Annotated in this window: 21 protein-coding genes and 1 pseudogene; 20 read left to right on the top strand and 2 right to left on the bottom strand. The window is 44.4% G+C overall.

What is annotated here, in order from left to right; genetic code table 11:
• Positions 1-157 precede the first annotated feature (157 nt).
• From H171_RS05290 to H171_RS05295, 3 genes are all read left to right on the top strand, one after another.
• Entirely contained in the window at positions 158-1,294 is a 1,137-nt protein-coding gene (locus H171_RS05290) for a sodium ion-translocating decarboxylase subunit beta (protein ID WP_100304213.1), read from the top strand.
• Between the two features lie 49 nt (positions 1,295-1,343).
• On the top strand, positions 1,344-1,496 hold the full coding sequence (locus H171_RS24065) for a hypothetical protein (protein WP_157803119.1): 153 nt from the start codon (positions 1,344-1,346) through the stop codon (positions 1,494-1,496).
• Between the two features lie 195 nt (positions 1,497-1,691).
• The gene (locus tag H171_RS05295; RefSeq protein WP_100304214.1) at positions 1,692-3,017 is read left to right on the top strand and encodes an MATE family efflux transporter; all 1,326 of its coding nucleotides are present in this window, start codon (positions 1,692-1,694) and stop codon (positions 3,015-3,017) included.
• Here H171_RS05295 and H171_RS05300 read toward each other — a convergent pair.
• Entirely contained in the window at positions 2,999-4,531 is a 1,533-nt protein-coding gene (locus tag H171_RS05300; protein ID WP_100304215.1) for a response regulator transcription factor, read from the bottom strand. The two genes, H171_RS05295 and H171_RS05300, sit on opposite strands and share 19 nt — an antisense overlap.
• 32 nt (positions 4,532-4,563) lie before the next feature.
• Positions 4,564-6,195 (bottom strand): sensor histidine kinase, encoded by a 1,632-nt coding sequence (locus H171_RS05305; RefSeq protein WP_100304216.1) that lies wholly within the window; start codon positions 6,193-6,195, stop codon positions 4,564-4,566.
• A gap of 230 nt (positions 6,196-6,425) precedes the next feature.
• Here H171_RS05305 and H171_RS05310 point away from each other — a divergent pair, with 230 nt between their 5' ends.
• The 17 genes and pseudogenes from H171_RS05310 to H171_RS05390 all read left to right on the top strand — a co-directional run bounded on the left by H171_RS05310 (position 6,426) and on the right by H171_RS05390 (position 26,392).
• Positions 6,426-7,739 carry an ABC transporter substrate-binding protein gene (locus H171_RS05310; RefSeq protein WP_100304217.1) on the top strand — a complete coding sequence of 438 codons (1,314 nt, stop codon included), beginning with the start codon at positions 6,426-6,428 and terminating at the stop codon, positions 7,737-7,739.
• 106 nt (positions 7,740-7,845) lie between these two features.
• A complete protein-coding gene (locus tag H171_RS05315) occupies positions 7,846-8,742 on the top strand; it encodes a carbohydrate ABC transporter permease (protein ID WP_100304218.1) in 897 nt (298 codons plus the stop codon).
• Positions 8,739-9,569 (top strand): carbohydrate ABC transporter permease, encoded by an 831-nt coding sequence (locus H171_RS05320; protein ID WP_100304219.1) that lies wholly within the window; start codon positions 8,739-8,741, stop codon positions 9,567-9,569. Before H171_RS05315 ends, H171_RS05320 begins: the two co-directional genes overlap by 4 nt.
• A gap of 26 nt (positions 9,570-9,595) precedes the next feature.
• The gene (locus H171_RS05325; RefSeq protein ID WP_100304220.1) at positions 9,596-10,894 is read left to right on the top strand and encodes an MFS transporter; all 1,299 of its coding nucleotides are present in this window, start codon (positions 9,596-9,598) and stop codon (positions 10,892-10,894) included.
• Positions 10,891-11,802, top strand: coding sequence for a sugar phosphate isomerase/epimerase family protein (locus H171_RS05330; RefSeq protein WP_100304221.1), 912 nt, complete (start codon positions 10,891-10,893; stop codon positions 11,800-11,802). Before H171_RS05325 ends, H171_RS05330 begins: the two co-directional genes overlap by 4 nt.
• A gap of 206 nt (positions 11,803-12,008) precedes the next feature.
• Positions 12,009-12,776 carry an adenosylcobinamide-GDP ribazoletransferase gene (locus H171_RS05335; RefSeq protein WP_100304222.1) on the top strand — a complete coding sequence of 256 codons (768 nt, stop codon included), beginning with the start codon at positions 12,009-12,011 and terminating at the stop codon, positions 12,774-12,776.
• Positions 12,777-12,823: 47 nt separating this feature from the next.
• A complete protein-coding gene (locus H171_RS05340; protein WP_100304223.1) occupies positions 12,824-13,258 on the top strand; it encodes a bifunctional adenosylcobinamide kinase/adenosylcobinamide-phosphate guanylyltransferase in 435 nt (144 codons plus the stop codon).
• 23 nt (positions 13,259-13,281) lie between these two features.
• The gene (cbiB, locus tag H171_RS05345) at positions 13,282-14,277 is read left to right on the top strand and encodes an adenosylcobinamide-phosphate synthase CbiB (RefSeq protein WP_100304224.1); all 996 of its coding nucleotides are present in this window, start codon (positions 13,282-13,284) and stop codon (positions 14,275-14,277) included.
• Between the two features lie 31 nt (positions 14,278-14,308).
• Positions 14,309-15,397 (top strand): pyridoxal phosphate-dependent aminotransferase, encoded by a 1,089-nt coding sequence (locus H171_RS05350; protein ID WP_100304225.1) that lies wholly within the window; start codon positions 14,309-14,311, stop codon positions 15,395-15,397.
• Between the two features lie 4 nt (positions 15,398-15,401).
• Positions 15,402-16,940: a cobyric acid synthase gene (locus H171_RS05355; protein ID WP_100304226.1), complete on the top strand. Its 1,539-nt coding sequence runs from the start codon at positions 15,402-15,404 to the stop codon at positions 16,938-16,940.
• A gap of 182 nt (positions 16,941-17,122) precedes the next feature.
• Positions 17,123-17,764 carry a precorrin-8X methylmutase gene (locus H171_RS05360; protein ID WP_100304227.1) on the top strand — a complete coding sequence of 214 codons (642 nt, stop codon included), beginning with the start codon at positions 17,123-17,125 and terminating at the stop codon, positions 17,762-17,764.
• A 68-nt stretch (positions 17,765-17,832) separates the two neighbouring features.
• A pseudogene (locus H171_RS05365) lies at positions 17,833-19,449 on the top strand (response regulator).
• 98 nt (positions 19,450-19,547) lie between these two features.
• Positions 19,548-21,323, top strand: a complete 1,776-nt coding sequence (locus tag H171_RS05370; RefSeq protein ID WP_100304228.1) for a sensor histidine kinase — start codon at positions 19,548-19,550, stop codon at positions 21,321-21,323.
• Between the two features lie 67 nt (positions 21,324-21,390).
• Entirely contained in the window at positions 21,391-22,362 is a 972-nt protein-coding gene (locus tag H171_RS05375) for a substrate-binding domain-containing protein (protein WP_186802577.1), read from the top strand.
• A gap of 15 nt (positions 22,363-22,377) precedes the next feature.
• Positions 22,378-23,400 carry a galactose ABC transporter substrate-binding protein gene (locus H171_RS05380; RefSeq protein ID WP_242976872.1) on the top strand — a complete coding sequence of 341 codons (1,023 nt, stop codon included), beginning with the start codon at positions 22,378-22,380 and terminating at the stop codon, positions 23,398-23,400.
• Positions 23,401-23,589: 189 nt separating this feature from the next.
• The gene (locus H171_RS05385; RefSeq protein WP_100304230.1) at positions 23,590-24,708 is read left to right on the top strand and encodes a galactose ABC transporter substrate-binding protein; all 1,119 of its coding nucleotides are present in this window, start codon (positions 23,590-23,592) and stop codon (positions 24,706-24,708) included.
• A gap of 127 nt (positions 24,709-24,835) precedes the next feature.
• Positions 24,836-26,392, top strand: a complete 1,557-nt coding sequence (locus tag H171_RS05390; protein WP_100304231.1) for a sugar ABC transporter ATP-binding protein — start codon at positions 24,836-24,838, stop codon at positions 26,390-26,392.
• Positions 26,393-26,410 lie beyond the last annotated feature (18 nt).

The raw sequence follows: 26,410 nt of genomic DNA on the forward strand, positions 1-26,410 counted from the left end.
TCAGCATGCAGTTAAATCAACATCCTGAACAGCAATGTTCTGGTTTAATTTGAAAAGACAAGACCTGTGTCCTAATTTAGGGCCGAGTCTTGTCTTTTTGGTTGTATATGATGACCTCACCGATACAAAAGAGTACTAGCATGAAGGGAGATTTAATATGAATTTTTTGCTGTCAGGTCTTACCTCTGTAACCGTTCCTCAGTTAATCATGTATCTCGTCGGATTTTTGCTGATCTATCTTGCTATTAAAAAAGGGTACGAGCCTTCGCTCCTTCTTCCCATGGGATTTGGGGCGATACTGGTCAACCTGCCTCTGTCCGGCGTGATCGATCAGACGCTGACCGGCATAGGAGATACTCACGGTATTATCCAGTGGCTGTTTGAATCCGGGATCGAAGCCTCGGAAGCGCTGCCTCTTCTTTTGTTTATCGGGATCGGGGCCATGATCGATTTTGGGCCTTTGTTATCCAATCCCATCATGATGCTGTTTGGTGCAGCGGCCCAATTTGGTATCTTTTTAACGATTTCTGTAGCTGTTTTACTTGGATTTAACCTTACTGACGCGGCTTCTATCGGAATTATCGGTGCTGCTGACGGACCGACTTCTATTTTGGTATCCCAGATACTCAAATCAAATTACATCGGGCCAATTGCGGTGGCGGCTTATTCCTATATGGCTCTGGTTCCTTTGGTCCAGCCCTTTGCTATCCGGCTGGTTACCACCAAAAAGGAGCGCATGATCCGGATGCCTTATAATCCAGTATCTGTATCCAAAAGGATCCGAATTATTTTCCCAATTGCAGTTACCATGATTGCTGGATTTGTAGCACCCCAGTCCGTTTCCCTGGTGGGCTTTCTGATGTTCGGAAATCTGTTAAGAGAATGCGGCGTTCTCCACAGTTTATCAGATGCGGCACAGAATATTCTTGCCAATCTGGTCACCCTGCTGCTGGGCATTACTGTTTCCTTCAGTATGAGAGCGGAAGCCTTTGTAACCTGGCAGACCCTTGTTATTCTCGCCCTTGGCCTTGTCGCATTTGTATTCGATACCATAGGAGGAGTGCTGTTTGCCAAGTTCATTAATTTATTCCGTAAGAACAAGATCAATCCTATGATAGGCGCAGCCGGTATTTCCGCTTTCCCTATGTCAGCCCGCGTCGTTCAGAAGATGTCCATTAAAGAAGATCCCACCAATCACTTGCTGATGCATGCCATCGGGGCAAATGTTTCCGGCCAGATTGCTTCTGTTTTGGCAGGCGGAATTGTCTTAAACCTTTTGACCACCTTATTATGACCAGCAACCGCAAACGGGAATTCAGCTGTCGGATAGAAAGGAGCCAGCTATGCTTGATAAATTTCTTTTGTCCCTGGACATCATGTGGAAGGGAATGTTCAGTATATTTATAGTTATCATCATTATCACTCTGCTTATTATGGGATTCCAGTGGTTTGAAAAAAACCTTTTGGATAAAAAGGATGAGCAAAGTAATTTATGAAATATCATAAAGATCGGATTAAAATCACAAAGGATTGACAAACAGTCAAAACTATATTATGATAATTCTGGTTTTAAATAAATAACCTGTTCTTTGCCACCGGGTAAAGAATTTTAAGGTGTTCTGAAATATTCCGTTAGGTCGTTGAAGGAATATTTTAAGAACACCTTTTTTATGTTCAAAGGAGGATAAGAGATGGAACAATCAGTATTAAAAAATTACACCAAATATGTGAGCCTTAATATCTTGGGGATGATCGGGCTCTCCTGCTATATACTGGCAGACACCTTTTTTGTATCAAAGGCCCTGGGCGCTGCAGGCCTGGCAGCACTGAATTTTTCAATTGGCATTTACAGCCTGATTAACGGTACTGGATTGATGATCGGCATAGGAGGTGCTACCCGCTACAGCATTCTGAAATCCCAGAATGGGGGAAAACTGATAAATACCGTTTTTACCACCAGTTTAAAGCTGGGGATTCTGGCGGGAGTGCTGTTCGCAATCACAGGAGTCCTGGGCACCGGGACTCTGGCTGTATTATTGGGAGCCGATGAGGCCACACTGCCTCTGACTAAGTCATATTTAAGCACCATACTCTACTTTGCACCGTTTTTTATCCTGAACAATATCATGCTTGCATTTGTGAGAAATGACAATAATCCTAAGTTGTCAATGATTGCAATGATGACAGGAAGCCTATCCAATATAATTCTGGACTATATATTTATGTTTCCGCTGGGGATGGGGATGTTTGGTGCAGCCTTTGCCACCGGTCTGGCACCCGTCATCAGTCTTGTGGTTTTATCTTCCTACTTTATACAGGGGAAAAGCAGTCTCCGGTGGTTACAAAGCAGATTTCAGTGGAAGGCTGTCCGCGATATTTTTGGTCTGGGACTGGCCGCATTTATTACGGAGGTGTCTTCGGCGATTGTTTTGATCACCTTTAATCTGGTCATCCTGGGTCTGGAGGGAAACTTAGGGGTTGCATCCTACGGGATTGTGGCCAATATAGCACTGGTAGGAATCTCGGTATTTACGGGAATTGCACAGGGTATACAGCCGTTAATCAGCAAGGCTTATGGCTCAGGGAATGGTATTATTATAAAGAAACTGCTTCAATATGCAGTTATCACCTCTCTGGCGATATCGTCAGTAATTTATACACTGGTATTTTTCTGTTCGGATCAAATGATCAATGTGTTCAACAGTGAGCAGAATTCAGCAATTGCACTTCTTGCCAGGGTGGGGCTTAGGGTCTACTTCGCCGGTTTTTTCTTTGCGGGAATCAATATTATTGTATGCATGTATTTAAGTGCTGCCGAGCGTGGGATGAATGCCTTTATTATTTCTATGGCGCGGGGGTGCGTGGTTCTTGTTCCCATGGTGCTCATGCTGAGCCGGATTTGGGGAATGACAGGGGTATGGCTGGCATTTGTTATGACAGAAGGATTGGTGAGTGTTCTTGGTATGATATTAGTATTTTGGAAAAAGAGGACGGATGTTTATAAGGACACCTTATAATCACCGGGACTTTTTCCGGTTACCTCCTTGAAGGCACGGATAAAATGTGCGGAATCATTATAACCAACCGCCTGGGCTATCTCATAGATTTTCATATTGCTTTCTACAATGAGGCAAATGGATTTTTCTATGCGGTAATTGCGAAGATAATCACGGTAAGTGAGGCCGGCCTTGTTTTTAAAAAAGGAGGAAAAATAGCTTTTATTCATATAAACATGAGCTGCCACATCTTCCAGGCTGATGCATTCATTGTAGTTTCTTTCGATGTAGGATTTTGCCTTTTCAATGATGCAGTCTTCCTTATTTTGAAGGGAATGCAAAACTATTTCAACCAGATGATTCAGGGAGCAGTATAATTCTTTCTCCAGAATTGAAAGGGAAGGAGCATTCTCGATTTGGCTGAACAGATCATGTTCACTGAATTTAAGTCCGCTGACTGGCTCAATAAATTTTGGATTCAGCCGGATCAATGAATAGATGGTGTTATTTAGTGTTTTTTTAGTCTCTTTTACCGGCGGCTTCAGATGATTGATGGCAGCAAAGAAAAGGCGGAGATAATGAAGGGTACTCTTCATGTCATAAACAGCCAGGGAATTTGTTGCCTGATGGATAAACTTTAAGATATCCTCAGCAGTACAACCTTCATAAGCAGGGGTATAGGGAAGGTCATAATAGCCGAATTCAAACCAGGTGAGGCAATCCTTAAACCCATCGGAGCACTGGTGGAAGGTGACATATCGTTTACTGAACTTAAACTTATAGCCCTGGTCAGCCAGATACTCCCCAAAAGAATGCAGGCTGTCCAGGCAGTTGGGGATTTCCGTATCGGGAAACAGCATAAATACAAAGCAGGAGGCCATTTCCCCTGTTACGATAGTTCGGTATTGGATATGGGACCGGTTAAGACAGTGATAAAGGTCCTCGCGCAGACCTTCCTGAAGCTGAAAAAGCTTTCCGGAATAAACCGCATTCAGCTTAATGCATCCGACGATACAGGCCGAGTCGGGAATCAAGGAATACTTTTCTTCAAATGCAAGCATATTCGCGGTCTTTTGCAAGGGCTTCTGAAGATAAGACTCCAGTAATTGCTGCATATTAATGGGATAGTTGCGTCCGGAAGAGCTGCTCTGTTCTGACATGACCTGAGCCAGCAAACGGTACAAGAGCTGATACAGCACCGGAAAATCAACTGGTTTTAAAAGATAATCGGCTGCACCCAGACGAAGGACATCCCTTACCAGATTAAAATGATCATAGCTGCTTAAGACAACACTTTTGCAGGTGATATGATGCTGCTTAATAAAGTCCAGTAATTCAATCCCGTTCATAACCGGCATCTTTATGTCGGTAATCAGGATATCAATGGTATTGCATCTTAAGATATCAGCCGCGATAACCCCGTTTCTGCAGCTTAGTACGTTTAACTTGTTTTCAAATTCCTTTTCTACCGCATGGGTAAGTCCCTCCAGAATATCCGGATCATCATCTACGATTAAAATATAATTGCTTGTCATTTGCGCCTCCTATCACTTTCTGCTCAAACAATTTATTCTTTTACAACTGGAATTTTAATTGTTACGGTTGTGCCCTGGTGAAGCCGGCTTTCAATGTATAAATCATACTCTTTTCCGTAATAGAGCTGAATTCGTTTTCGGATATTTTTTAAACCGATGCTGTGAAAAGCGGTATTCTTATCCTCCAGATAATCCCTTAGCAGGGCAAGGTGTTCTTCATCCATTCCATTTCCATTATCTGAAACGGTGAAAATCAATTCTCCGTCTTTTTCATATCCCCATATTTGAATTGAACCATTGGAAGCATCATCAATAATGCCGTGGTTAATGCTGTTTTCTACCAACGGCTGCAGTAACAGCTTAAGCATTCGGCAGGAAAGGATTTCAGGATCCAGGCTGGTGCTGATGGACACATTGGCATAGCTTAACTTGATTAAATGGATGTATTCCTCTAAATGGGCATGTTCCTCTTCTACGGTCACCAGTTTATTAGCTTCAGAGACGCCAAAGCGGAGAATCTTTGCCAGAAGTTCACACATAGTCGCCAAATGGGGGTAGTTGGCATTGAGGGAGGCCATCCGCATCCGGTCCAGAGTATTGTACAAAAAATGGGGATTGATCTGCGATCGCAGCATCTGCAGATTTAAATCCTTTTCTGCCAGGTTCTTTTGGTATACCTGTTTTGTCATTTCCCCGTAGGATTTTATGACCCGCTTAGTTATCATCCAGGACAGCAGAAGATTGGACAAGAAAATAACCAGGATGATCATCAAAAAGACAGGACGCAGGAAGGAAGAAGACTGGGTGATATCCTTTTTATCCGTAGCAATGACGCTGTATAAAGTATGATTATCATTGGCAGTCAGGTAATATGCATAGGGATCTTCGACCCTCGGGGACTGTATATCCTGCCAGGTAATATCCTCAAATCCGTCGGAGGAAAATAGCAGCTTTTTGTTGGCATCAAAGCAGGCAAACTGTTGGGAATCAAATAATTTATTGTATTTGAAATCATACTGAAGGTCTGAGATGTTAATGCCGGCTAAAATAATGGCTACCGGTCTGGAAGCGCTGATGTTATTCAAAACCCGTCCGGCAAACAAGAGCCTGTTATTCACCTGGTATCCCAAGTCCTCTGCTTCCTTTTGGGTGATAAAAGAAAGGGCTCCCCTGTTTTCCTTCAGGGTGGTGACCCAGTCGCTTTCGGGTAATTCCTGCAGCAGGTGGTATTTCTGGTCGTTGTATTTGTAGCTCATCAGATCCCCTTCCGGACGAAACAGGAAGAGGCAGTTTAACTGAGGAAATAAGATGGTCAGCTGATAATATTTTTCTATAAATAGTCCATCCACCCTCCCTGGATTTTCTTTTTGTCTTGCACGGGATTTTAAATAGCTCCAAAGAGAAGGGGACACCTCGTAGGCTTCACTGCTGATCAGGGATTTGGTAAGTGTGTCCAAGGCATTGGCGGTATGTTCGATATTGGTCATCAAGGTACCGTTTAGCTGCCTTACCGCTTCTTCGGTCTTATGCCGTTCCAGATTCTGGTACGCACCTGTGATAATGATGTATGCGCCCATGAGTACGATCGCTTCCAGAATCAGCATCAGCTTCAGCTGATTGTTCATCTTCGGGAAAGAAAGTTGAAAATCCGATTTTTTCATCATGGCGGTGTCCTTTCTTCTTTGGTTTCCTAAGGAGCAGATTATCCGGGAAGGTCTGGGAATCTGCCTTTTTTGTATATTTATTATATCATAGAAAGGCCGGGAAGCAGAGCGCACTTTAATAGTTCAGAAGATATGGCAATAAGTTCAGAAGATATGGCAAGCATATTATGTAAGAATCCTCTATAATGAACACACAAACGAAAATACCAAGAGTTTAAAGGAGGTTTCTTATGAAAAAGAAAGTATTGGGTGTCGGGCTGGGGACTATGCTAATGGTGCTGACTCTGGTCGGATGCGGTCTGGCCAGCCAGACCGCGGAACAAAGCAATAAGGTTGAGGGAGGAGCTGCCGGTACCATTGGGGGAAATGGAAAAGCGGCATCAGCTGATGGAAAGGTGGAACTGGAATTTTTCAATTGTAAGGTCGAAGGAGAAGCGGTATTTAATAAAGTAATTGAAAAATTTGAAGAGGAATACCCTAATGTGGTAATAAAGCAGACAGCACCTGCAGATGCAGAGACGGTATTATTCACCAGAGTTTCTACTGGGGATGTTCCTGATATCATGTCCGTATACCCGGCAGAGACAGCCTATCACACCATGATGGATGATGGGGTGTATACAGAATTGACCAATGAGGAGTGGTTGAACAGGGCATCGGACAGTGCGCTGCAATTCTCTACCTGGAACGGTAAGATATATGCAATGCCCTTTGCTTTGAATTCGTTCGGCATTTATTGCAACAAGACCATGTTTGAAGAAGCAGGTTTGAAATTGCCTGCCACTTGGAGTGAATTGATGGCTGTATGTGAAGCCTTTCAGTCAAAAGGAATCACGCCTTTTACTTTTGTAGATAAAGATCCCGGCTATCTGGCACAGGAAGGAGAAAGAATCGTCGGTATTATTAAAAATGATGTATATGCAGACACAGAGAATGTAGGGACGACCCAGGCCTCCTTCAGCGATGAGGATAAGCCCTATTTTAAGGAGCTTGCAAAGGCAATGCTTAAAACCAGGGAATATGCGGGAGATACCCTGTCTTATGGCATTGAACAGTGTGTTGCTGATTTTGCAAACGGGAAGATTCCAATGTTTATTGCAATAACGGCCAAATACACCGTAATTCAACAAAACAACCCAGATTTGAACTTCACCTTAATTCCCTATCCCAGTCCGGTAAGTGATGACTATAAAACTCCAATCAATGTGGATATTGCTTATGGCGTATCCAGCAAGACCTCTCATCAGAAAGAGGCAAAAGCATTCATTGAATTCTTATCAAGGCCGGAAATCTATCAAATGGTAGCGGATGAAGAAGGAACCCCTCCAGTAATTAAAGGCGTAAATTATAATATAGAACCTTTAAAGGGCATCAAGGAAGTCATTGACAGCGGGAATACCTTCCTTACCATGGTGAACTTCTGGCCATCGGGATGGCGTTCTGAATGGTCTGTATACGTGCAGCAGCTTATCTCAGACAAGAATACAGACAATTTCCTTAAGGAGACGGATCGAATCTGTAAGGAAAAATATGCAGGCCAATAACAGCAGATAGAAGCGGGTATCGACAGGCCGGATGCTTGCCAAAAATAAAATGGCTATTGTAGCGGAGTACTTACAGTAGCCATTTTTTAGAAAGGTAGAAGGATATATGAAAAAAAGGAAAAGGATGACTGAGAGAAATATTACAATGTTTGCATTTTCTGTTCCGGCAACGGTATTATACATTCTCTTTTTTATCTATCCAGTAGGTGCGGGAATCTATTATAGCTTAACCGATTGGAACGGATTGACCAGTAATTATCAGTTTGTTGGAATAAAGAATTATATCAGAGTGCTGTTAAGCAGCCGCTTTCAGAATGCAATTTGGTTTAATTTCAAATATACGATTTTGTTAGTCGTAAGTATCGTTGGACTCAGCCTGGCCATGGCTCTTATCTTAAACAGTAAAATCAAGGCAAAGGATTTCTTTCGAGGAGCATACTTTTTTCCTGCGGTTGTCAGTATGCTGACGGTAGGCCTTATATTTAACGAGGTATTTTTCCAGGTTCTGCCCCAGATCGGACAGCTGCTTCATTGTGAATGGCTGAGCAGGAGTCTGCTGTCCAGTTCTAAATTGGCAATTTTTGCGGTCCTGATCACCAATGTATGGCAAGGAATTGCGATCCCCACAGTTTTATTAATGGCAGGCTTGCAGAATGTTCCTCAGGAGCTTGTAGAATCAGCTTCCCTTGACGGTGCCAGAAAATGGGATATATTCAAATTCATTACCTTTCCTTTTTTGCTTCCCGTACTTACCGTAGTTATGGTATTGGTGATCAAGGACGGTTTGACAATATATGATTATATTGTTGCTTTAACAAACGGAGGACCCGGCGGTGCAACGGAAAGTACAGCGCTGCTGATCTATAATCATGGCTTTAAGGAGGTTAACTTCTCCCTGGGTATTGCAGAAGCTGTGGTAGTGACCGTAATTATTTGTTTCATTTCATTTTTACAGATCGCTTTCAGCAATAAGAAAAGTGTATATCAGGAGGAAGAGGGATGAGCAGGAAATTGAAAAGTACGGCATTGTATCTCTTTCTGATCATGGGTGTTATTATAATCGCATATCCGGTCTATCTAACGGTAATAACCTCCATGAAGACGCCTCAGGAATTGAGCCAAAGTTTTTTTGCTTTACCAAAGCGGTTTAATTTTGATAATTTTAAAGCAATTGTTACGAATTCTGGCTATCCCAGGACTGTCTTAAATACCTTGGCGATTACGGTGTTTGCTTCCCTTGGGACTATAGCTGTTATACCCATGGTATCCTATGCAATTGCCAGGAACATGTGGGAAAAAGGATATTATAAATATCTATATTTCTTTTTACTGGCAGGTATTTTCGTACCGTTTACGGTAAAAATGCTTCCGTTAATTAAAGTTATGTCAGTGATGGATATGCTGAATATCCCCGGACTGATCATTGTATACATATCAAGCGCGGTATGTGAAGGTGTTTTCCTTTATGTGGCCTTCATACAAGGCATCCCCATGGAACTGGAAGAAGCGGCGTATATTGATGGAGCGTCGACCTGGAAGATTTATGTCCATATAGTCTTCCCCCTTCTAAGCCCCATGACGGCAACGGTATTGATCAAAAACGGACTTTGGTACTGGAATGACTTCCTCCTCCCTCTGCTTACCTTAAATAAATCGCCAGATTACTGGACTCTTACTCTGTTCCAATATAACTTCAAGATGACACATGCTATTAACTATCCAATGATTTTTGCGGCTTTTTTACTGTCCATGCTGCCGATTATGGTATTTTATGTGTTTATGCAGAAAAAGATCATTGGTGGCTTGACTAACGGTGCGGTGAAAGGCTAGAGGCCGCCGGTAATGAAGGAGTGGAAATGGATAGAGAAAAGGTATTGTGTAAAATCAGGGAGAGAAAGTATGTCAGAAGATTATTCCTGTTATGCTGGCTGGTATATTGTGTATCGTATATCGGAAGGCTGAATTATTCTTCTGCCATGGCTCAAATCATCTCAGAGCGGTTCCTGACCGCGTCCCAGGCCGGATTCATCAGCATGGTTTATTTTTTTGCCTACGGAACGGGGCAGATGATCAATGGGTTTCTGGGGGACCGGGTTAATCCCAAGCGGATGATATTTGTGGGGCTGTTTTGCTCCGGTCTTGCCAATGCGGCTATGGGCATCAGCCATAGCGCCCTATGTATGGCATTGTCCTGGGGAGCCAACGGATATTTTCAGGCAATGATCTGGGCGCCTATTATACGCATTTTCGCAGAAATGCTTCAGGGTGAAGATCGGGTGAACTGTAGTGTGAATATCGTTTCGTCACAGATTATAGGAACCCTGATTGCTTATCTGCTGTCTGCTGGAGTGCTGGCTGTTGCTGCCTGGCCTGGAGTATTTATTGCAGCAGCAATCCTGTTGGCAGCAGCCTCCATCTTGTGGAGTATCGGTTTTTGGGATGTTTGCCGCCATGCTGAAAACGATTCTCCACAAGATGGGGGAATTAAAGAAAAGTACAAACAAGAGGAAGCACCGGTTCAACTCTCCTTTGGAAAACTGATGACAACTTCCGGTATCCTTACACTTCTGATACCAATTATGGTGCATGGCATGTTAAAGGATGGTGTGACTTCCTGGGTGCCCACTTATATCAGTGACTCCTTTGGAATAACAGCTTCCTTTTCCGTTTTGCTTACCTCCATACTGCCGGTCATCAATTTATCGGGGGCATACCTGGCAAGATTTGTCTACCAAAAGACAGGGGAGAGGATAGGAGTATCCATATTTTTCTTTTTTACATGGGCTGCAGCAGGATTGCTTCTGTTATGTACGGCAGGAAAACTCTTTCCGGTTATAACGGCATGCATCCTGGCAATGATTACGGCTTCCATGATGGCTGTGAATACGCTCGTGGTCAATATTTACCCATTACGGTTCCTGCGGTACGGACGTGTGTCTGGGGTATCCGGTTTCCTGAATGCGATGGCATATTTGGGAACGGCAATTTCAACTTTTACCATTGGACTTATGGTAGAGTACCGGGGGTGGCAGACTACCATATATATATGGCTGGTTGTGACGGTTTTGGCAGGCCTGCTCTGCTTAATATTTATAAAAACGGAAAGTAAAGGATCAATATGTGCCGTATCAGGCGATGGAAAGGAGAGAATATGAGTACCTTACAGTTGGCGATTGCAACAGATTTTGCTGGAGAATTTTCCAGAATTGAAAAAATTAATGATATATTATATAAAATATCACAAGCAGGATTTACCCATATCCACTGGTGTTTTGAATGGGATGGAGATTATATTTATTCCTCTTATGAGATGGAGCAGATTAAGGAATGGCTGGATCAATACGGGATGAAGGCAAAAGCCCTCCATGCATCCAAGGGGTCTAAGCGGAATGTAAATCTGATTGATGGGCATTACCGCAAGGATTATACTTCTGATGTGGAGTATAATAGAAAAGCAGGAGTAGAGTTGATTAAGAACCGGGTTGATTTGGCGGCGTGCATGGGCGCAGAAGAGATCGTTCTCCATTTGTATGTCCCTCATTTTACGATACAGGAGAAGCCAGAGGCAGAAGAGCATTTTTATCAACAAGTATTCCGGTCCTTTGATGAGCTTCAGCCTTATTGTACTCATAAGGGAGTACGCATCTGTATTGAGAATCTGTTTGATATGCCGGAGCGGTATGAGCTGGATCAGCTGGACAGACTCTTTGCCAGGTATCCATCGCAGTTTATGGGCTTTTGCCTGGATACAGGGCATGCGAACATGGTATGGGGCAGGAAGATGACCGACATAATTCATCGGTACAAAGACCATCTGTATGCAATCCACATTCATGATAACAGCGGTTCCGCTGATTTCCATCAGGTTCCAGGGGACGGTAATATTAATTGGCAGGAGGTCATGACAGCAGTTGCCACAACAACGTATGAGCTGCCCCTGGTTCTGGAATTAATGTGCTATGATGAAAATATGGAAGGGTTCCTGAAGAAAGCATATGAAGCGGGAGATAAGCTTACCGGCATGTATTGGAAAGCGAAAGGAAATCGGAATACCGGAATATAATTAATATGTGTACATATATTAAAACTTAAAGAGAAACGCTGTTTTATTTTGCAGCGTTTCTCTTTAAGTGTAGGATGTCCCTTTAAATATTTTGTAAAAACAAAGATTGTACTTTTGAATGGAAATGACATTTTTTCTATTCTGTGATATGATAATTTTATGTTTCAGGCGTGTTGCCTGGTTCAAACATTATGAGGAGGAGGAATATGAATTTATTTGGCAGTTTAGTAATTGCGTTTTCTATGTATTCCCGTATTCCAATGCCCCAGATGGAATGGACAAAGGAGCGGATGAAATATGTCATGTGTTTTTTTCCCCTTATCGGGATAGTCATCGGTTTGCTGGAATTTGCAGTTTTTCAGGGCTGCGATGCCCTTGGCTTTCGTCATTTTGGGCAGATTCTCCCGGTAGTAATTCCGATCCTGGTTACAGGAGGCATTCATATGGATGGATTTTTGGATGTGATTGATGCAAAATCCTCTCATGGGGATAGGAAGAAAAAGCTTGAGATATTAAAGGATCCCCATACAGGCGCTTTTGCCATCATCGGATGCTGCGTCTATCTGATACTCTATCTGGCCGCCTTTTTAGAAATGAGTCCGGCCATGATCCCGGCCTATTCCATAATATTCGTAGTTACAAGGGCATTAAGCGGCCTGTCAGTCGTTACATTCCCAATGGCTAAGGAGAGCGGACTGGCGGCTTCTTTTTCCGGAGCTGCACAGAAACGGACCGTGGCAATTACTATGATTTTGTATCTGGCTGCGGCAGTATGGGGGATTTGGTATTTGGGAGGAACGATGCCTGTCGTCATGACTCTTTTCGTTTCCGTTCTTGTTTATTGGTATTACTATGCTATGGCAAAGAAGGAATTCGGTGGAATTACCGGCGATTTGGCAGGATATTTTCTGCAGATATGTGAATTGGCTCTTGTGGCGGGGCTGGCTGTGGCTTCTCATCTGGTGTCTTTATAAAATCTGGATGTGCATTGCCTATAAAAAGTGGGCAGGAAAGAGGAGATATGATATTAATTATTGGCGGAGCATGGCAAGGGAAGCTGGCATATGCCTTGGAGCTGGCAAAGAGTGCTGATAAAATAACGAATCCCCTTGATTCATTCATGTATAAAAAAGAAAAAACGAAAGTGTATGAGATTGCAGAAGGCAACAGGGACAGCTTTGAAGCTGCCATGAAATGCCCAATCATCCACGGTTTTCATGAGTATATAAGGCGGCTTTTAAAAGAAGGAAAAAGCGTTGAAGCATTTATTGATGCGATTGAGGAACAAAATCCCAATGTCATTATTACCTCTGATGAACTGGGCTGCGGCATTGTGCCCTTTGATCCGGCAGACAGGGAATGGAGAGAAGCATCAGGAAGGGCATCCGTAAGATTAGCGCGGATATCCAGAGCAGTCTACCGTATGGTATGTGGAATTGCGAATCAGATTAAATAGAAAAAAGGTCAGGAAATAAAAGAATGATACGATTACATTTAGCAGCAGTACTGACAGGATGCTTTCTGGATCTGTGCTTTGGAGATCCCCACTGGCTTTGGCATCCGGTCTGCGGCATAGGCTCCCTCATAAGCTGGCTGGAGAAAAAGCTAAGGGAAAGGTTTCCTAAGGGAGATGCGGGGGAAAGAAGAGCCGGTTTATGGCTGGTGATCCTTGTGCTTTTAATCACTGGTACCGTATCCGGGGCAATTCTCTGGACTTCCTATTTCTTTTCCCCCTATGTAGGGTTTCTTATAGAAAGTATAATGTGCGGCCAGATGATGGCATGGCGTTCCCTGCGGGAAGAGAGCATGAAGGTCTATAAGGCCTTTTCCAACGGAGATGTGGAAGGAGCCAGACAGGCCGTATCCATGATCGTAGGCCGCGATACGAAAGAATTGCCGGAAGAAGGGATCACAAAAGCAGCGGTGGAAACCGTAGCGGAAAACACTTCGGATGGAATCATTGCCCCTCTGCTCTACATGGCTCTTTTTGGAGGAGTGGGAGCATTTTTATATAAAGCAGTAAACACCATGGATTCCATGGTGGGCTATAAAAACGAACGGTATCTCTGGTTCGGACGGGCAGCAGCGAAGCTTGATGATATCTGTAATTTCATACCGGCCCGGCTATCCGCAGCCCTAATGATAGGAGCAGGATATGTATGTCAGTTTTTTTATGGAATCAGGAAAAAGAGGAACCCATACAGCGGCAGAAATGGACTTGTAATATTTAAGAGGGACCGCTTCAATCACAAAAGTCCTAATTCAGCCCAGACGGAGGCGGTCTGTGCAGGAGCGCTGCAGATCCAGCTGGCGGGAAATGCCTGTTATTTTGGAAAGCTATATGAAAAGCCTACCATAGGAGATGCGGTAAGACCGGTGGAATACGAGGATATCCCCAGAGCTAATTGCCTCATGACAGTTGCCTATGTGTTAGCCCTGATCCCTGTATTCCTGCTGTTCCTTATGGCATTTTAACACATTCAATCGATAACCAGGAGAAAATAATATGGAATATCAGCATGGCGGAGATATTTACACCAACAACGTGACAATAGACTATTCAGCCAACATAAATCCCCTGGGGCTTCCCCATGGGGTAAAAGAGGCTCTATATAAAGCAGCAGACAATTGTTCCTGCTACCCCGACAGCCAATCCATGAGTCTTCGGAAGGAGCTGGCAAGATTCCACGGCGTTTCTGCAGAGCACATTATCTGCGGAAACGGAGCCGCAGATTTAATCTTTCAGGTCGTACAGGCATTAAAACCAAAGAGTGCCCTGCTGATCGCCCCTTCTTTTCTGGAATATGAACAGGCCCTTAAGGCCTCTTCCTGCAGCATCGTGCGCTATTGCTTAAAAAAAGAAAACGGGTTTCGTCTATCTGAAAAAGAACTGATCGGCTGGCTGGAAAAAAACAGGATTGATGTCCAAATGCTGTTTTTATGCAATCCCAATAATCCTACCGGGTATGCAGTAGAGAAGGAAGCGATGAAAGGGATTCTCAAATACTCCAAAAACCATGGGATTTTTTGTGTAGTAGATGAATGCTTCAATGAATTTTTACAGGAGCCTGAGAGATATTCAGTCCTTGATCTCATTGGGAACGGCGGTTATGAGAACGCCTTCCTTTTAAAGGCGTTTACAAAGCTGTACGCGATGGCCGGTCTGCGACTGGGCTATGGGATATGCACAGGAATAGAGGTTCTGGACCAGATGAATCTCATACGTCAGCCCTGGAGCGTTTCCAGCCTTGCCCAGAAGGCAGGAGAGGCGGCTCTTTTGGAGACAGAATACGTAAAGAGAACAAGGCAGGAGATTACCTGTGAAAGGGAGTATTTAAAGTCAGTCCTTTCTTCCCTTGGTTTTCTGGTTTTTGATTCTATGGCCAACTATATTTTTTTCCGGGATTTAAGACCAGAGGCTCTTACGAAAGAGAAGCTTCTTTATAAACAGCTTCTGAACCGGAAAGTTCTGATACGTTCCTGTTCCAATTACAGAGGACTTGATGATACCTATTACCGCATCTGTGTAAAGCAGAGGAAAGAAAATGAAGAGTTTCTTTCCATATTAAAATCCATAGTGACAGAAGGGAAATAACCGTATGGCAAAGACGATCATGATACAGGGAACCATGTCCAATGCAGGGAAAAGCCTGATTGCAGCCGGTTTATGCCGGATCTTTAAACAGGATGGTTACCGGGTGGCCCCTTTTAAATCCCAGAACATGGCCTTAAATTCCTATATTACGGAGGAAGGACTTGAGATGGGCAGGGCCCAGGCGGTTCAGGCGGAAGCAGCAGGAGTAAAGCCAGAGGCAGCCATGAATCCCATCCTGTTAAAACCGACCAATGATATTGGGTCCCAGGTAATTGTAAACGGCATATCCATTGGCAATATGCCTGCCAGGGAGTATTTTGCATACAAAAAAGAGCTGGTGCCAGAGGTAGAGCGGGCATTCCAAAAGCTGTCAGAGGAATACGATATCATTGTCATAGAAGGAGCAGGTAGCCCGGCGGAGATTAATTTAAAGCAGGATGACATCGTAAATATGGGAATGGCAAAAATGGCGGATGCGCCGGTGCTTTTAGTAGGAGATATCGACCGGGGAGGAGTGTTTGCACAGCTTTACGGAACCGTAATGCTTTTGGAGCCAGATGAAAGAACCCGGATCAAAGGCCTGATCGTCAATAAATTTCGGGGAGACAAGACAATTCTGGACCCAGGGTTAGAAATGATTGAAAAACAACTTTCCATCCCGGTTGCCGGTGTAGTTCCATATATGGATGTGGATCTGGAAGAGGAGGATAGTCTTGGAAATCATCTGGCAGGAACCGTCAGACCGGACCGGACCGCAGTGGAAATCGCCGTGATCCGTATGCCAAGGATCTCTAATTTCACGGATTTTCAGGTTTTTTCTACGATACCAGGGGTAAGTCTGCAATACGTGGACCGAGTTGCTGATCTTGGAAATCCGGATCTGGTCATTCTGCCTGGCAGTAAAAATACCATTGAAGATCTGCTCTGGATGCGGGAGAGCGGCTTAGAGGCGGCAATCCTTAAGCTTCAGGCCAGAGAGGTTCCGGTATTTGGCATCTGCGGCGGCTTTCAGATGCTTGGAGAAAGCATATCCGACCCCTTTCAGGTGGAAACGGATGGGGCTGTCCTGCCGGTAAGAGGTATGGGACTTCTGCCGGTCCGTACTGTGTTTGGAAAGGAAAAGACAAGAACAAGAGTGGCAGGCGCCTGTACCAGCGTAGGAGGGATATTTGAGGAGCTGTCTGGTATCGAGGTGGAAGGGTATGAAATCCACATGGGAGAAACCACCAGATCCGTACCACCTCTTACCTATGTCATGGAATGCCAGTCCGGTTCCCACTTAGCGAAAATGGACGGATGCCAGAGGGGAAATGTATACGGCACCTATATCCATGGATTCTTTGATAAGGAAGGAATCGCAATGACCATTGTAGAAGCTCTTGCAAAGAAGAAGGGCATCACCCTGGATCTGGATGGCGGTTTTAACTACCAGGAATATAAGGAAGAGCAATATGAACGGCTGGCCTCCCTGTTAAGGAACAGCCTTGACATGGAACAGATCTATGGGATAATGTTCACGAAAGCAATGAGCAGTGTGAAATAGGACAGGAGAAGATTTTCGTTGTGCTTGCACATAAGAAAATCTTGTCATGGCCTATTTCAAAGGGCGAATGCCCGTGAGCTAGCAAAACCGCAGGTTTTGCTAGCGGCACTGCGGACTTATAAGGAGAAACAAGGAGAAACAAGGAGAAACAAGGAGAAACAAGGAGAAACAAGGAGAAACAGATGGAGCTTAAAGAGCTGGAGCGGGTACTTCCCGAGGAAATAGAGAAGAGAAGTTTTGAACTGATCACCATGGAGCTTGGAGAAAAAATCCTTGATCCGGAATGCGAATTGGTGATCAAACGGGTGATTCATACCACTGCCGATTTTGAATATGCGGATAATCTGGTATTTTCGCCCCACGCTGTACAGGAAGGGATCCGCGCATTAAAGGAAGGCGTGCGGATCATTACGGATACGAATATGGGAATGGCCGGCATTAATAAGGGTGCCTTAAAACGCAACGGATGCAGCGTCAGCTGCTTTATGGCCGATGAGGATGTTGCAGATTACGCAAAGCTTCACCATACCACCCGTGCCTGTGCCAGCATGGATAAGGCATCAGAGCTTTCGGAGAATTGTATTTTTGCAGTAGGAAACGCCCCCACAGCCTTAGTACGCCTTTATGAATTAATAAAAGAAGGGAAAATCCATCCCCGGCTGATCATCGGCGTTCCGGTGGGCTTTGTCAACGTGGTACAATCAAAGGAAATGATCATGTCCCTTGCTGATATCCCCTATATTGTGGCCAGGGGAAGAAAGGGCGGAAGCAATGTTGCAGCGGCAATCGTTAATGCCCTGCTTTATCAGATACAGCAGCAGTAACCCGGTTTATTGCCCGTGTTTTTGGGTTTAAGGTATACCCGACAGGATTATTAGAGGGGAAGAACAGCATGGACTTATACAGCATAATTTTAGTAGATGACGAAGAAGAAGTACGTAAAAGCATTATAAAAAAGATCGAATGGCAGGCAGCCGGATTCCGGGTGGTGGGAGATGCGGAAAACGGGGAAGATGCCATGGAAAAGATCGAGATTCTGGAACCTGATGTGGTTTTAACGGATATCCGGATGCCATACATGGATGGCCTGGCACTTGCAGAAAAGGTACGGCAGCGGTACCCTTCCATGAAGGTGGTGATCTTTTCCGGCTATGATGATTTTGAATATGCCCAGAGGGCGATCAAGCTGAATGTGACGGAGTACATCTTAAAGCCGGTCAACGTGGAAGAACTGACCTCCATATTAAAAAGGATCAAAGGGAATCTGGATTAGGAAATAGAAGAAAAAAGGAATTTAAGCCGTCTTCGGGAAAATTACCGGAAAAGCCTTCCCATCATCAGGGAGCAGTTCTTCAATGATCTGGTACACAAAAACCTTCCGGAAGAGCTGGTAGAACAGAAGCTTAGGGAGTATGGCGTGCCTGTCATGGGGGCAAGGAAATGGATTATCGTAGCCATTGATGTGGAAAAGGGGGAGGTCAGGGAAACTCTGTCCCTTCATAATGAGGAAGAACTCATCCCCATATCCGTCATGCAGATCGTAAGGGAAAAGCTAGAGGGATATTGCCGGTTTGCTCTTTTCCAGTCCGTTTCAGAGGCGGAGATGGTGGTGATCGTTGCTCTTGACGATGACAACTCCACCACAGGGCTGATCGATGTACTGGGTGATATCTGCAAGGAAACAAAGCGGATTCTGGAGGTCCCGGTCACCATGGGAATTGGCAAAAGCTTCCGGGAGCTGACTGGTTTCCGGGAAGCCTACCAGTCGTCCATTGATGCTCTGGGATATAAAGCGATAGCCGGAAGAGGGACTACCATTTACATCAATGATATGGAGCCGGTGGGAGTAGGAAAGCTGGAATTTGACAGTGTAACAGAAGCAGATTTAATCTCAGCCATAAAATTCGGCCCCGATGAAAAGATCGAAGCAGCGGTTACCAGGATCGTTGAAAAGATGGAATCCGCAAAAGTCCATTACCGCCAGCAGCAGGTTTATATGTTCGGCGTATTAAACAGCGTCCTCCAGATGATGCAGCAGTATGACCTGGCCCTTGAGGATATTATGGGCGGAGAGCTGAAGGGAATGGAAATCTTTGATAGGATAAAGAGGAATGAGGAATTTGGCCAGTGGCTTTTTAAAATTGCAGGGAAAATGAACCAGTTCATTAACCAGGAGCGTGATTTCACTACACGCCAGGTAATCCAGGAAGCAAAGCAGTATATTATGGACCACTACCAGAACCCTGATTTGTCTGTGGAAATGATTTGCCGCCACCTTCATATGAGCCCGGCATATTTCTCCACCATGTTTAAAAAAGAAACCGGACAGGCTTACATCGCCTATTTAACAGATATTCGTCTGAATAAGGCAGTAGAACTGCTCAACAAAACAGACGATAAGACCTATGTGGTGGCTGCGAAGGTGGGATATCAGGAGCAAAACTATTTCAGCTATGTATTTAAGAAAAAATTTGGAGTATCCCCGACTAAATTCCGCGGAGCCAGGTAATGGGAATACCCTCCGGGTATCCCTTTACACCTGGTGCCCGATAAAGCGGGGCAGGCTCTAAAGCGGGGTGGGCCCTGTCTAAAAGGATAGACGATAATATGGAAAGAAAGAATATAAGCATTCGTTATACTATTTTTGTATATTTTACCGTGACTGCTTTGGCAGCCAGTCTTTTGATCACCTTTTCCTTATATCAGCGCCTTTCCACCCAGGTGGGAGAAATGGTGCAGGAGGAAAACCAGAGCCTTATTCATCAAGTAGCCAGGTCTGTGGAATCCTATCTGCTTACGGTCATGAAGCTGTCGGATTCCCTGTATTATGGCGCCGTGAAAAATGCGGATCTTTCTTCGGAATCCATTAATAACGAGATCACGCTCCTATATGATAACAACAAGGATAATGTGGACAACATCGCGCTCTTTTCCCAATCAGGCACCATGGTGGAAGCAGTTCCTGCCGCAAGGCTTAAAAGCGGCCTTGACGTGACAAGGGAAAATTGGTTTTTAAATGCTTTGGAGAAGACGGAAAACCAACATTTCTCTTATCCCCACGTACAGTATATTTTTGACAGCAATGAAAACCAGTACCGGTGGGTGATATCTTTATCAAGGGCCGTGGAGCTGACAGAAGGAACTTCTACCACTCAGGGCGTGCTTTTGGTGGATTTAAGCTATTCCAGCCTGGAACATCTTTTTGACGGAGTGACTACAGGTAAGGGCGGCTATGTGTATCTGATCAGCAATGACGGGCAGATCCTGTACCATCCCAAGATCCAGCTCATCGATTCCGGCCGGATGCAGGAGAACAATCTGGTGGCAGCCGGCTATAAAGATGGAAACCACCGGGAGGAATTTCAGGGGGAGACCCGGATCATTACGGTAAAATCCATTGGTTATACAGGTTGGAAGATCATTGGAGTGACGCCTAAAAATGTGGTTTCTTTAAATTCCATTAAGACCAGGCTTTTTATCGTGTTCCTCATAACCCTGATCCTGTTTATACTCGCCCTGATTAACTCTTATATATCATCTCGTATCACCAATCCAATTAAGGAGCTGGAAAAATCCGTGGGAATTCTGGAAGAGGGAAATCTGCAGGCGGCAATATCCATCGGAGGGTCCTATGAAATCCAGCATCTGGGAAATTCCATCAAAAATATGGCAAAGCAGATCCGGGTCCTGATGGATGACATCGTAGCGGAGCATGAGGCTAAAAGAAAACAGGAATTTGATACCTTACAGTCACAGATCAATCCCCATTTCCTTTATAATACCCTTGATATCATCGTGTGGATGATTGAAAACGAGCAAAAGGCGGAGGCGGTCAAGGCGGTGACAGCCCTGGCCCGGTTTTTCCGGATCAGCTTAAGCAAGGGAAGGAGCATTATTACGGTCAGGGATGAATTGGAGCATGTCCGGAATTATTTGATGATCCAGCACATGCGTTTTAAGAATAAATTCTCCTACGAAATTGATGCATCTGAGGAATGTATGGAGCTTTCCTGTTTAAAGCTGGTTTTACAGCCGCTTGTGGAAAATGCCATCTATCACGGAATGGAGTTTATGGATGGGGATGGAGAAATTATTTTAAAGGTCTGGAAGGAGGGAGATGACTTAATCTTTATGGTGAAGGACAATGGCCTTGGAATGACAGAGGACCAGGTGGCGGGCTTATTTTCCGATCAGGTCCATGTCACTTCAAAGAAGGGTTCGGGGATTGGTGTGAAAAACGTCAATGAGAGGATCAAGCTGTATTTTGGGGAAAAGTACGGCCTGACCATTGAGTCAGAGCCTGATGAAGGAACGGTGATCACCATCTGCCTTCCCGCTGTTCCCTATAGTTATGCCTCTATGCCTGAAGAGCATGGGCGATGAAAAGGAATCACCCTTCGGGTATCCCTATATGTCCAAAAAGCATGGGCAATGAAAAGGAAAATAGATTATGACAAAACAGGAGAAAATTTTATGGACTCTGCTGGCGGGAGTGCTTGTGTTCCTGTTTCTTTTATCCTCTACGGATTTGATCATTAAGGAGAAGAAAACAGAAATATATCCGGTTTCCGTCATCATCGGCGATACTTCCGATGACTATTACGTGAATTTCAGAAAGGGTGCTGATAAGGCGGCAGAGGAGTACAATGTAGATATCAGCTTTATTACACTCTATGAGAAAGGGGATGCCAATCAGCAGATAGAACTGGTTCAGAGGGAGATTAACGACGGCGCATCAGCTGTGGTCCTGATCCCCGTAAAGCCGGTGGAATGTGTAAAAAAGATGGATGATATGGTTTTAAACAGTCCTGCCGTTATGTTGGGGAACTTACCTCCCAATGATCAGGTAAAAAGCGGCATATCTCCGGATTATGAGGAGGAGGGAGGATTGCTGGGACAGGCAATTGCAGCGGAGAATTCCCCGGATATCCCTGTATGGATTTTTACGGAAGGACTTGAGTATGGGTATAACAGGGAGATATATGACGGATTGGTATCCGCTCTTTCAAAATCCGGATTTTCCATGAAGCTTTTTGAGAATAAGACGGAGGGCACCATCCGGGAGGCCATCGAGGGCATGGTCTATCCTGGAAGCGGAAAAGCAGTTATTGCAGCGATTGATGTAAGGAGCCTTGATGAGTCCGCGGATATCATTTCAGGGAGCCCGGTATATGGCAATGTCATTGAAGGACTTTACGGAATCGGCAGTACGACCAAACTTTTAAAGGAACTGGACATTGGGATTATTAAGGGACTGGTGGTAAGTGACCAGTTTGATGCGGGTTATATGAGCATCGAAAAGGCTGTGGAAGCGGTTCATGGGGGGCTTCAAAGAACACAAATTGTTTTGGATTCTTACTATATTCAGAAGGCCAATCTACGGGAAAGCAAATTTGAAAGGATTTTGTATCCAATTGATTGAGATGGGGGATGGAATATGAAGAAACGATATGGTATCCTGGCGGTGGTGGTTATCCTGCTGCTGACACTTTGGGGTGTGTTTTATCAGAGCAGGAAGGAGGGCGGAAGGGAAGAAAAAAAGTCCATACGTATCGGGGTGACCCTATACCGTGGAGATGATTCCTTTATCAATACGCTCAGGGGAAATATTGAGGAACAGGCCAAGGAATATGAAAAGGAAACAGGTATTAAGGTAGTCATGGATATTGTGGATGCCAAGGGGAATCAGAATACCCAGAACAGTCAGGTAGACCGTTTTATTTCCCTTGGCTATGATGCTATCTGCGTGAATATTGTGGACCGCTCCGTGGCCTCCAATATCATCAGCAAAGCCATGGATGCCAGTCTTCCTGTGGTGTTCTTTAACCGGGAACCGGTGGAGGAGGATATGCGTCGATGGGAAAAGCTCTACTATGTGGGAGAAAATGCAAAAGAGTCTGCAACCCTGCAGGGTAACATCCTGGTAGATGCTTACAAAAAAGATCCTTCTTCCCTTGACTTAAATGGGGATGGAAAGGTCAGCTATGTCCTTTTGGAAGGAGAAAACAGCCATCAGGACTCTTTGATCCGTACGGAATGGTCCATTCAGACCTTAAAGGATGGCGGAGTTCCGTTAGAAAAGATCACCGGCGGAATAGCCAATTGGGACAGAAGCCAGGCATCCGCCTGGATGGAGCAGTGGCTTTCGGAGTATTCGGATGAGGTGGAAGTGGTGATATGCAACAATGATGACATGGCTTTGGGAGCTGCTGACGCTCTGGAACGGAAAGGGGACATGAGGCCTGTTAAAATTGTAGGGATAGACGGTACGCCTCAGGGGCTTGAAGGTCTGCGCACGGGAAAACTGTTTGGAACAGTTCAATGTGACAGCCAGGAATATGCAAATGTTATTTTTAAAATTGCTGCTGCGGAATCTCTTGGTCAAAGTGTACAGGAAATTGTAAAATTAGACCAGGATAAGTATTATGAATGCAGACAGAAGGCACTGACCGCCCAGTAATGGGCGGTCAGTTGTGCATAGTGAGTAAAAATATCGAATTATTTTGATATAAAAAGGAAGAATCTAAAAAAATCGATACATATCCAAAAAAAATTATATGGAAAACTGCACAAAAGAAAGCTATAATGTGCATGTCGGTAAGGTAAAAACACCAATCGATAACAATATAATGATAAGGGAGGATTTATCATGAGATTACTCAAAAAAGCATTAGCAGTAGGCCTTGCCTCAGCAATGGTATTTTCCATGGCAGGCTGTGGAGCAGGTACCAAGGCAACAACAGCGGCACCAGAGGCTACTACGGCAGCAGAGACCAAGAAGGAGGAGGCAAGCGCAGAGACCACAGCAGAAGCAGTGAAAGATGCTGTTGGCGGAGATGTAGCGGATAAGAAAGTCGGTATCTCAATTTACAAATTTGATGATAACTTTATGACACTTTACCGTACAGAGCTTCAGCGCTATCTGACAGAGGACTTAGGCTTTAAGAAAGAAAATGTTGTAATCCAGGATGGTAAGGGTGATCAGGCTGAACAGACCAACCAGATCCAGAACTTCATTACCCAGAAATACGATGTATTGATTTTAAACCTTGTGCAGGCTTCTTCTGCTCCGGAAATCACAGATATGTGTAAGGAAGCAGGAATCCCGGTTGTTTACATTAACCGTGAGCCAGATACTCAGGAAGAGCAGAGATGGAGTGACGACAAGATTAACGCTACTTATGTAGGTTGTGATGCCAGACAGTCCGGTACCTATCAGGGAGAAGAGATTTTTGAAACTTCCAACAAGGGCGATATTAACGGTGACGGCGTTGTTTCTTATATCATGATCCAGGGTGACCCTGAGAACGTAGATGCTCAGTACAGAACAGAATTCTCTGTTAAGGCTCTTACAGATTCCGGCATGCAGGTTAAAGAACTGTTAAAGCAGCGTGGCGACTGGGATCAGGCAAAAGCTCAACAGATCGCTCAGGATGCTTTAACACAGTTTGGTGATCAGATTGAAGTAATCTTCTGCAACAACGATGCTATGGCACTTGGTGCTCTTCAGGCAATTGAGGCAGCAGGACGTACAGTAGACAAAGACATCTATTTAGTAGGTGTTGATGCTCTGACAGAGGCTGTTCAGAACGTTATCGATGGCAAGCAGACAGGTACTGTATTCAATGACCACTTCTCACAGGCTCGTACAGCAGGCGATATGGCTGTTAAGTTTATCAAGGGTGAATCCGTTGATAATGTAAACATGGTAGACTATATTAAGGTTACCAAGGATAATGCTCAGGAAATTCTTGATAAATTAAAATAATTTCCAGCAGCCGGTAAAAGAAACGGGTGTGTCGGTAAGGCACACCCGATTTTTAAAGGTATCCGGAGTTACAGGTGTCCCTTAATGCCCAGAAAGCATGGGCTATAAATAGGAAAGGAGAAACGGGATGGCAGAGGAATACAGACTGGAAATGATAGGGGTCAGCAAATCCTTCCCTGGTGTTAAAGCGCTCGATAAAATCAACTTAAAAGTACGTCCCGGTACCGTTCATGCCTTAATGGGTGAGAACGGAGCAGGTAAGTCGACCCTTATGAAATGCCTTTTCGGCATTTATAAAATGGATGAAGGAAATGTTCTTATTGACGGGAAGGATGTGAGCATCGCAAATCCCGATGATGCCCTTCGCAAAGGGCTTGCTATGGTGCATCAGGAGCTGCAGCCGGTTCCGGCTCGTTCCATTGCGGAAAATATGTACCTTGGAAGGTATCCTTTAATAAAAATAGGTCCGTTAAAGATGATTGACCATAAGACCATGAATCAGGAAGCGGAAAAGTGGTTAAAAGATGTAAAAATGAGTTTTAATCCCAGGGCAAAACTTGGGACACTATCAATCGGACAAATGCAGTCAGTGGAAATTGCAAAGGCAGTGAGCCAGAATGCAAAGCTGGTAATTTTGGATGAACCGACCTCATCACTGACTGATAATGAAGTGGAAGCGCTGTTTCGGATTATCAGGGATTTAAAATCCCGCGGTGTTTCTATGATATATATCAGCCATAAGATGGCAGAAATCCGGCAGATTGCCGATGACATTACAATCATGCGAGATGGAACGTACGTAGGCTCCTGGGAGGTAAAGGACATTTCGGATGATGAAATCGTAAAGCAGATGGTCGGCCGGGAATTAAGCAACGTCTATCCGCCAAAGGAAGACTATCGGACAGATGAAACTGTTTTAAAAGTAAGTCATGTAAGCAGCATCCACGCACGCTCCTTCCGGGATTGTTCCTTTGAATTAAAGAAAGGAGAAATTCTGGGATTTGGAGGCCTGGTAGGTGCTCAGAGAACAGAATTGATGGAAGCGATTTTTGGTATGCGCCATATTGCAAGCGGTGAAATTGAAATACTTGGTAAAAAGGTGACGATCAAGCGTCCCCAGGATGCCATCAATGATTCTGTGGGAATGATCACAGAGGACAGACGAGGAACCGGCATTATTGGCTGCTTAAGCATTGCAGATAATACGGCCATAGCCTCTTACCGGAATTATACCAAGGCTGGAACCATTAACAGCAAAAAGGTGGGGGAGGTTGTAAAAGAGAGCATCGCAAAGCTGAGCATCAAGACGCCCAATGACAAGACCCTGATACAATCTCTGTCAGGAGGGAACCAGCAAAAGGTGATCATCGCCAGATGGCTGGCGAATAACCCGGATATTCTGATTATGGATGAACCCACCAGAGGAATTGACGTCGGTGCTAAATATGAGATTTATCAGATCATGATAGATCTGGTAAAGCAGGGAAAATCGATTATCATGATTTCCTCCGAAATGCCGGAACTGATCGGCATGTCAAACCGGATCATCGTTATGTGCAATGGCCATATTACCGGAGAACTGGAAGATGATGAGGCAACTCAGGAGAAAATAATGGCATTTGCCACAAAATTCGATTTAAACGATAAAGTTACAGAAAATTTCACACAGGAGGTTAAATCATGACATCGAAGAAGGTTAATT

It is taken from the genome of [Clostridium] celerecrescens 18A, from assembly GCF_002797975.1.
GTDB lineage: Bacteria > Bacillota > Clostridia > Lachnospirales > Lachnospiraceae > Lacrimispora > Lacrimispora celerecrescens.

Bases quoted from the DNA above. Each gene is read 5' to 3' on its own strand.
- H171_RS05290 (WP_100304213.1), top strand. From the start codon at position 158: ATGAATTTTTTGCTGTCAGGTCTTACCTCTGTAACCGTTCCTCAGTTA.
- H171_RS24065 (WP_157803119.1), top strand. From the start codon at position 1,344: ATGCTTGATAAATTTCTTTTGTCCCTGGACATCATGTGGAAGGGAATG.
- H171_RS05295 (WP_100304214.1), top strand. From the start codon at position 1,692: ATGGAACAATCAGTATTAAAAAATTACACCAAATATGTGAGCCTTAAT.
- H171_RS05300 (WP_100304215.1), bottom strand. From the start codon at position 4,531: ATGACAAGCAATTATATTTTAATCGTAGATGATGATCCGGATATTCTG.
- H171_RS05305 (WP_100304216.1), bottom strand. From the start codon at position 6,195: ATGATGAAAAAATCGGATTTTCAACTTTCTTTCCCGAAGATGAACAAT.
- H171_RS05310 (WP_100304217.1), top strand. From the start codon at position 6,426: ATGAAAAAGAAAGTATTGGGTGTCGGGCTGGGGACTATGCTAATGGTG.
- H171_RS05315 (WP_100304218.1), top strand. From the start codon at position 7,846: ATGAAAAAAAGGAAAAGGATGACTGAGAGAAATATTACAATGTTTGCA.
- H171_RS05320 (WP_100304219.1), top strand. From the start codon at position 8,739: ATGAGCAGGAAATTGAAAAGTACGGCATTGTATCTCTTTCTGATCATG.
- H171_RS05325 (WP_100304220.1), top strand. From the start codon at position 9,596: ATGGATAGAGAAAAGGTATTGTGTAAAATCAGGGAGAGAAAGTATGTC.
- H171_RS05330 (WP_100304221.1), top strand. From the start codon at position 10,891: ATGAGTACCTTACAGTTGGCGATTGCAACAGATTTTGCTGGAGAATTT.
- H171_RS05335 (WP_100304222.1), top strand. From the start codon at position 12,009: ATGAATTTATTTGGCAGTTTAGTAATTGCGTTTTCTATGTATTCCCGT.
- H171_RS05340 (WP_100304223.1), top strand. From the start codon at position 12,824: ATGATATTAATTATTGGCGGAGCATGGCAAGGGAAGCTGGCATATGCC.
- cbiB (WP_100304224.1), top strand. From the start codon at position 13,282: ATGATACGATTACATTTAGCAGCAGTACTGACAGGATGCTTTCTGGAT.
- H171_RS05350 (WP_100304225.1), top strand. From the start codon at position 14,309: ATGGAATATCAGCATGGCGGAGATATTTACACCAACAACGTGACAATA.
- H171_RS05355 (WP_100304226.1), top strand. From the start codon at position 15,402: ATGGCAAAGACGATCATGATACAGGGAACCATGTCCAATGCAGGGAAA.
- H171_RS05360 (WP_100304227.1), top strand. From the start codon at position 17,123: ATGGAGCTTAAAGAGCTGGAGCGGGTACTTCCCGAGGAAATAGAGAAG.
- H171_RS05370 (WP_100304228.1), top strand. From the start codon at position 19,548: ATGGAAAGAAAGAATATAAGCATTCGTTATACTATTTTTGTATATTTT.
- H171_RS05375 (WP_186802577.1), top strand. From the start codon at position 21,391: ATGACAAAACAGGAGAAAATTTTATGGACTCTGCTGGCGGGAGTGCTT.
- H171_RS05380 (WP_242976872.1), top strand. From the start codon at position 22,378: ATGAAGAAACGATATGGTATCCTGGCGGTGGTGGTTATCCTGCTGCTG.
- H171_RS05385 (WP_100304230.1), top strand. From the start codon at position 23,590: ATGAGATTACTCAAAAAAGCATTAGCAGTAGGCCTTGCCTCAGCAATG.
- H171_RS05390 (WP_100304231.1), top strand. From the start codon at position 24,836: ATGGCAGAGGAATACAGACTGGAAATGATAGGGGTCAGCAAATCCTTC.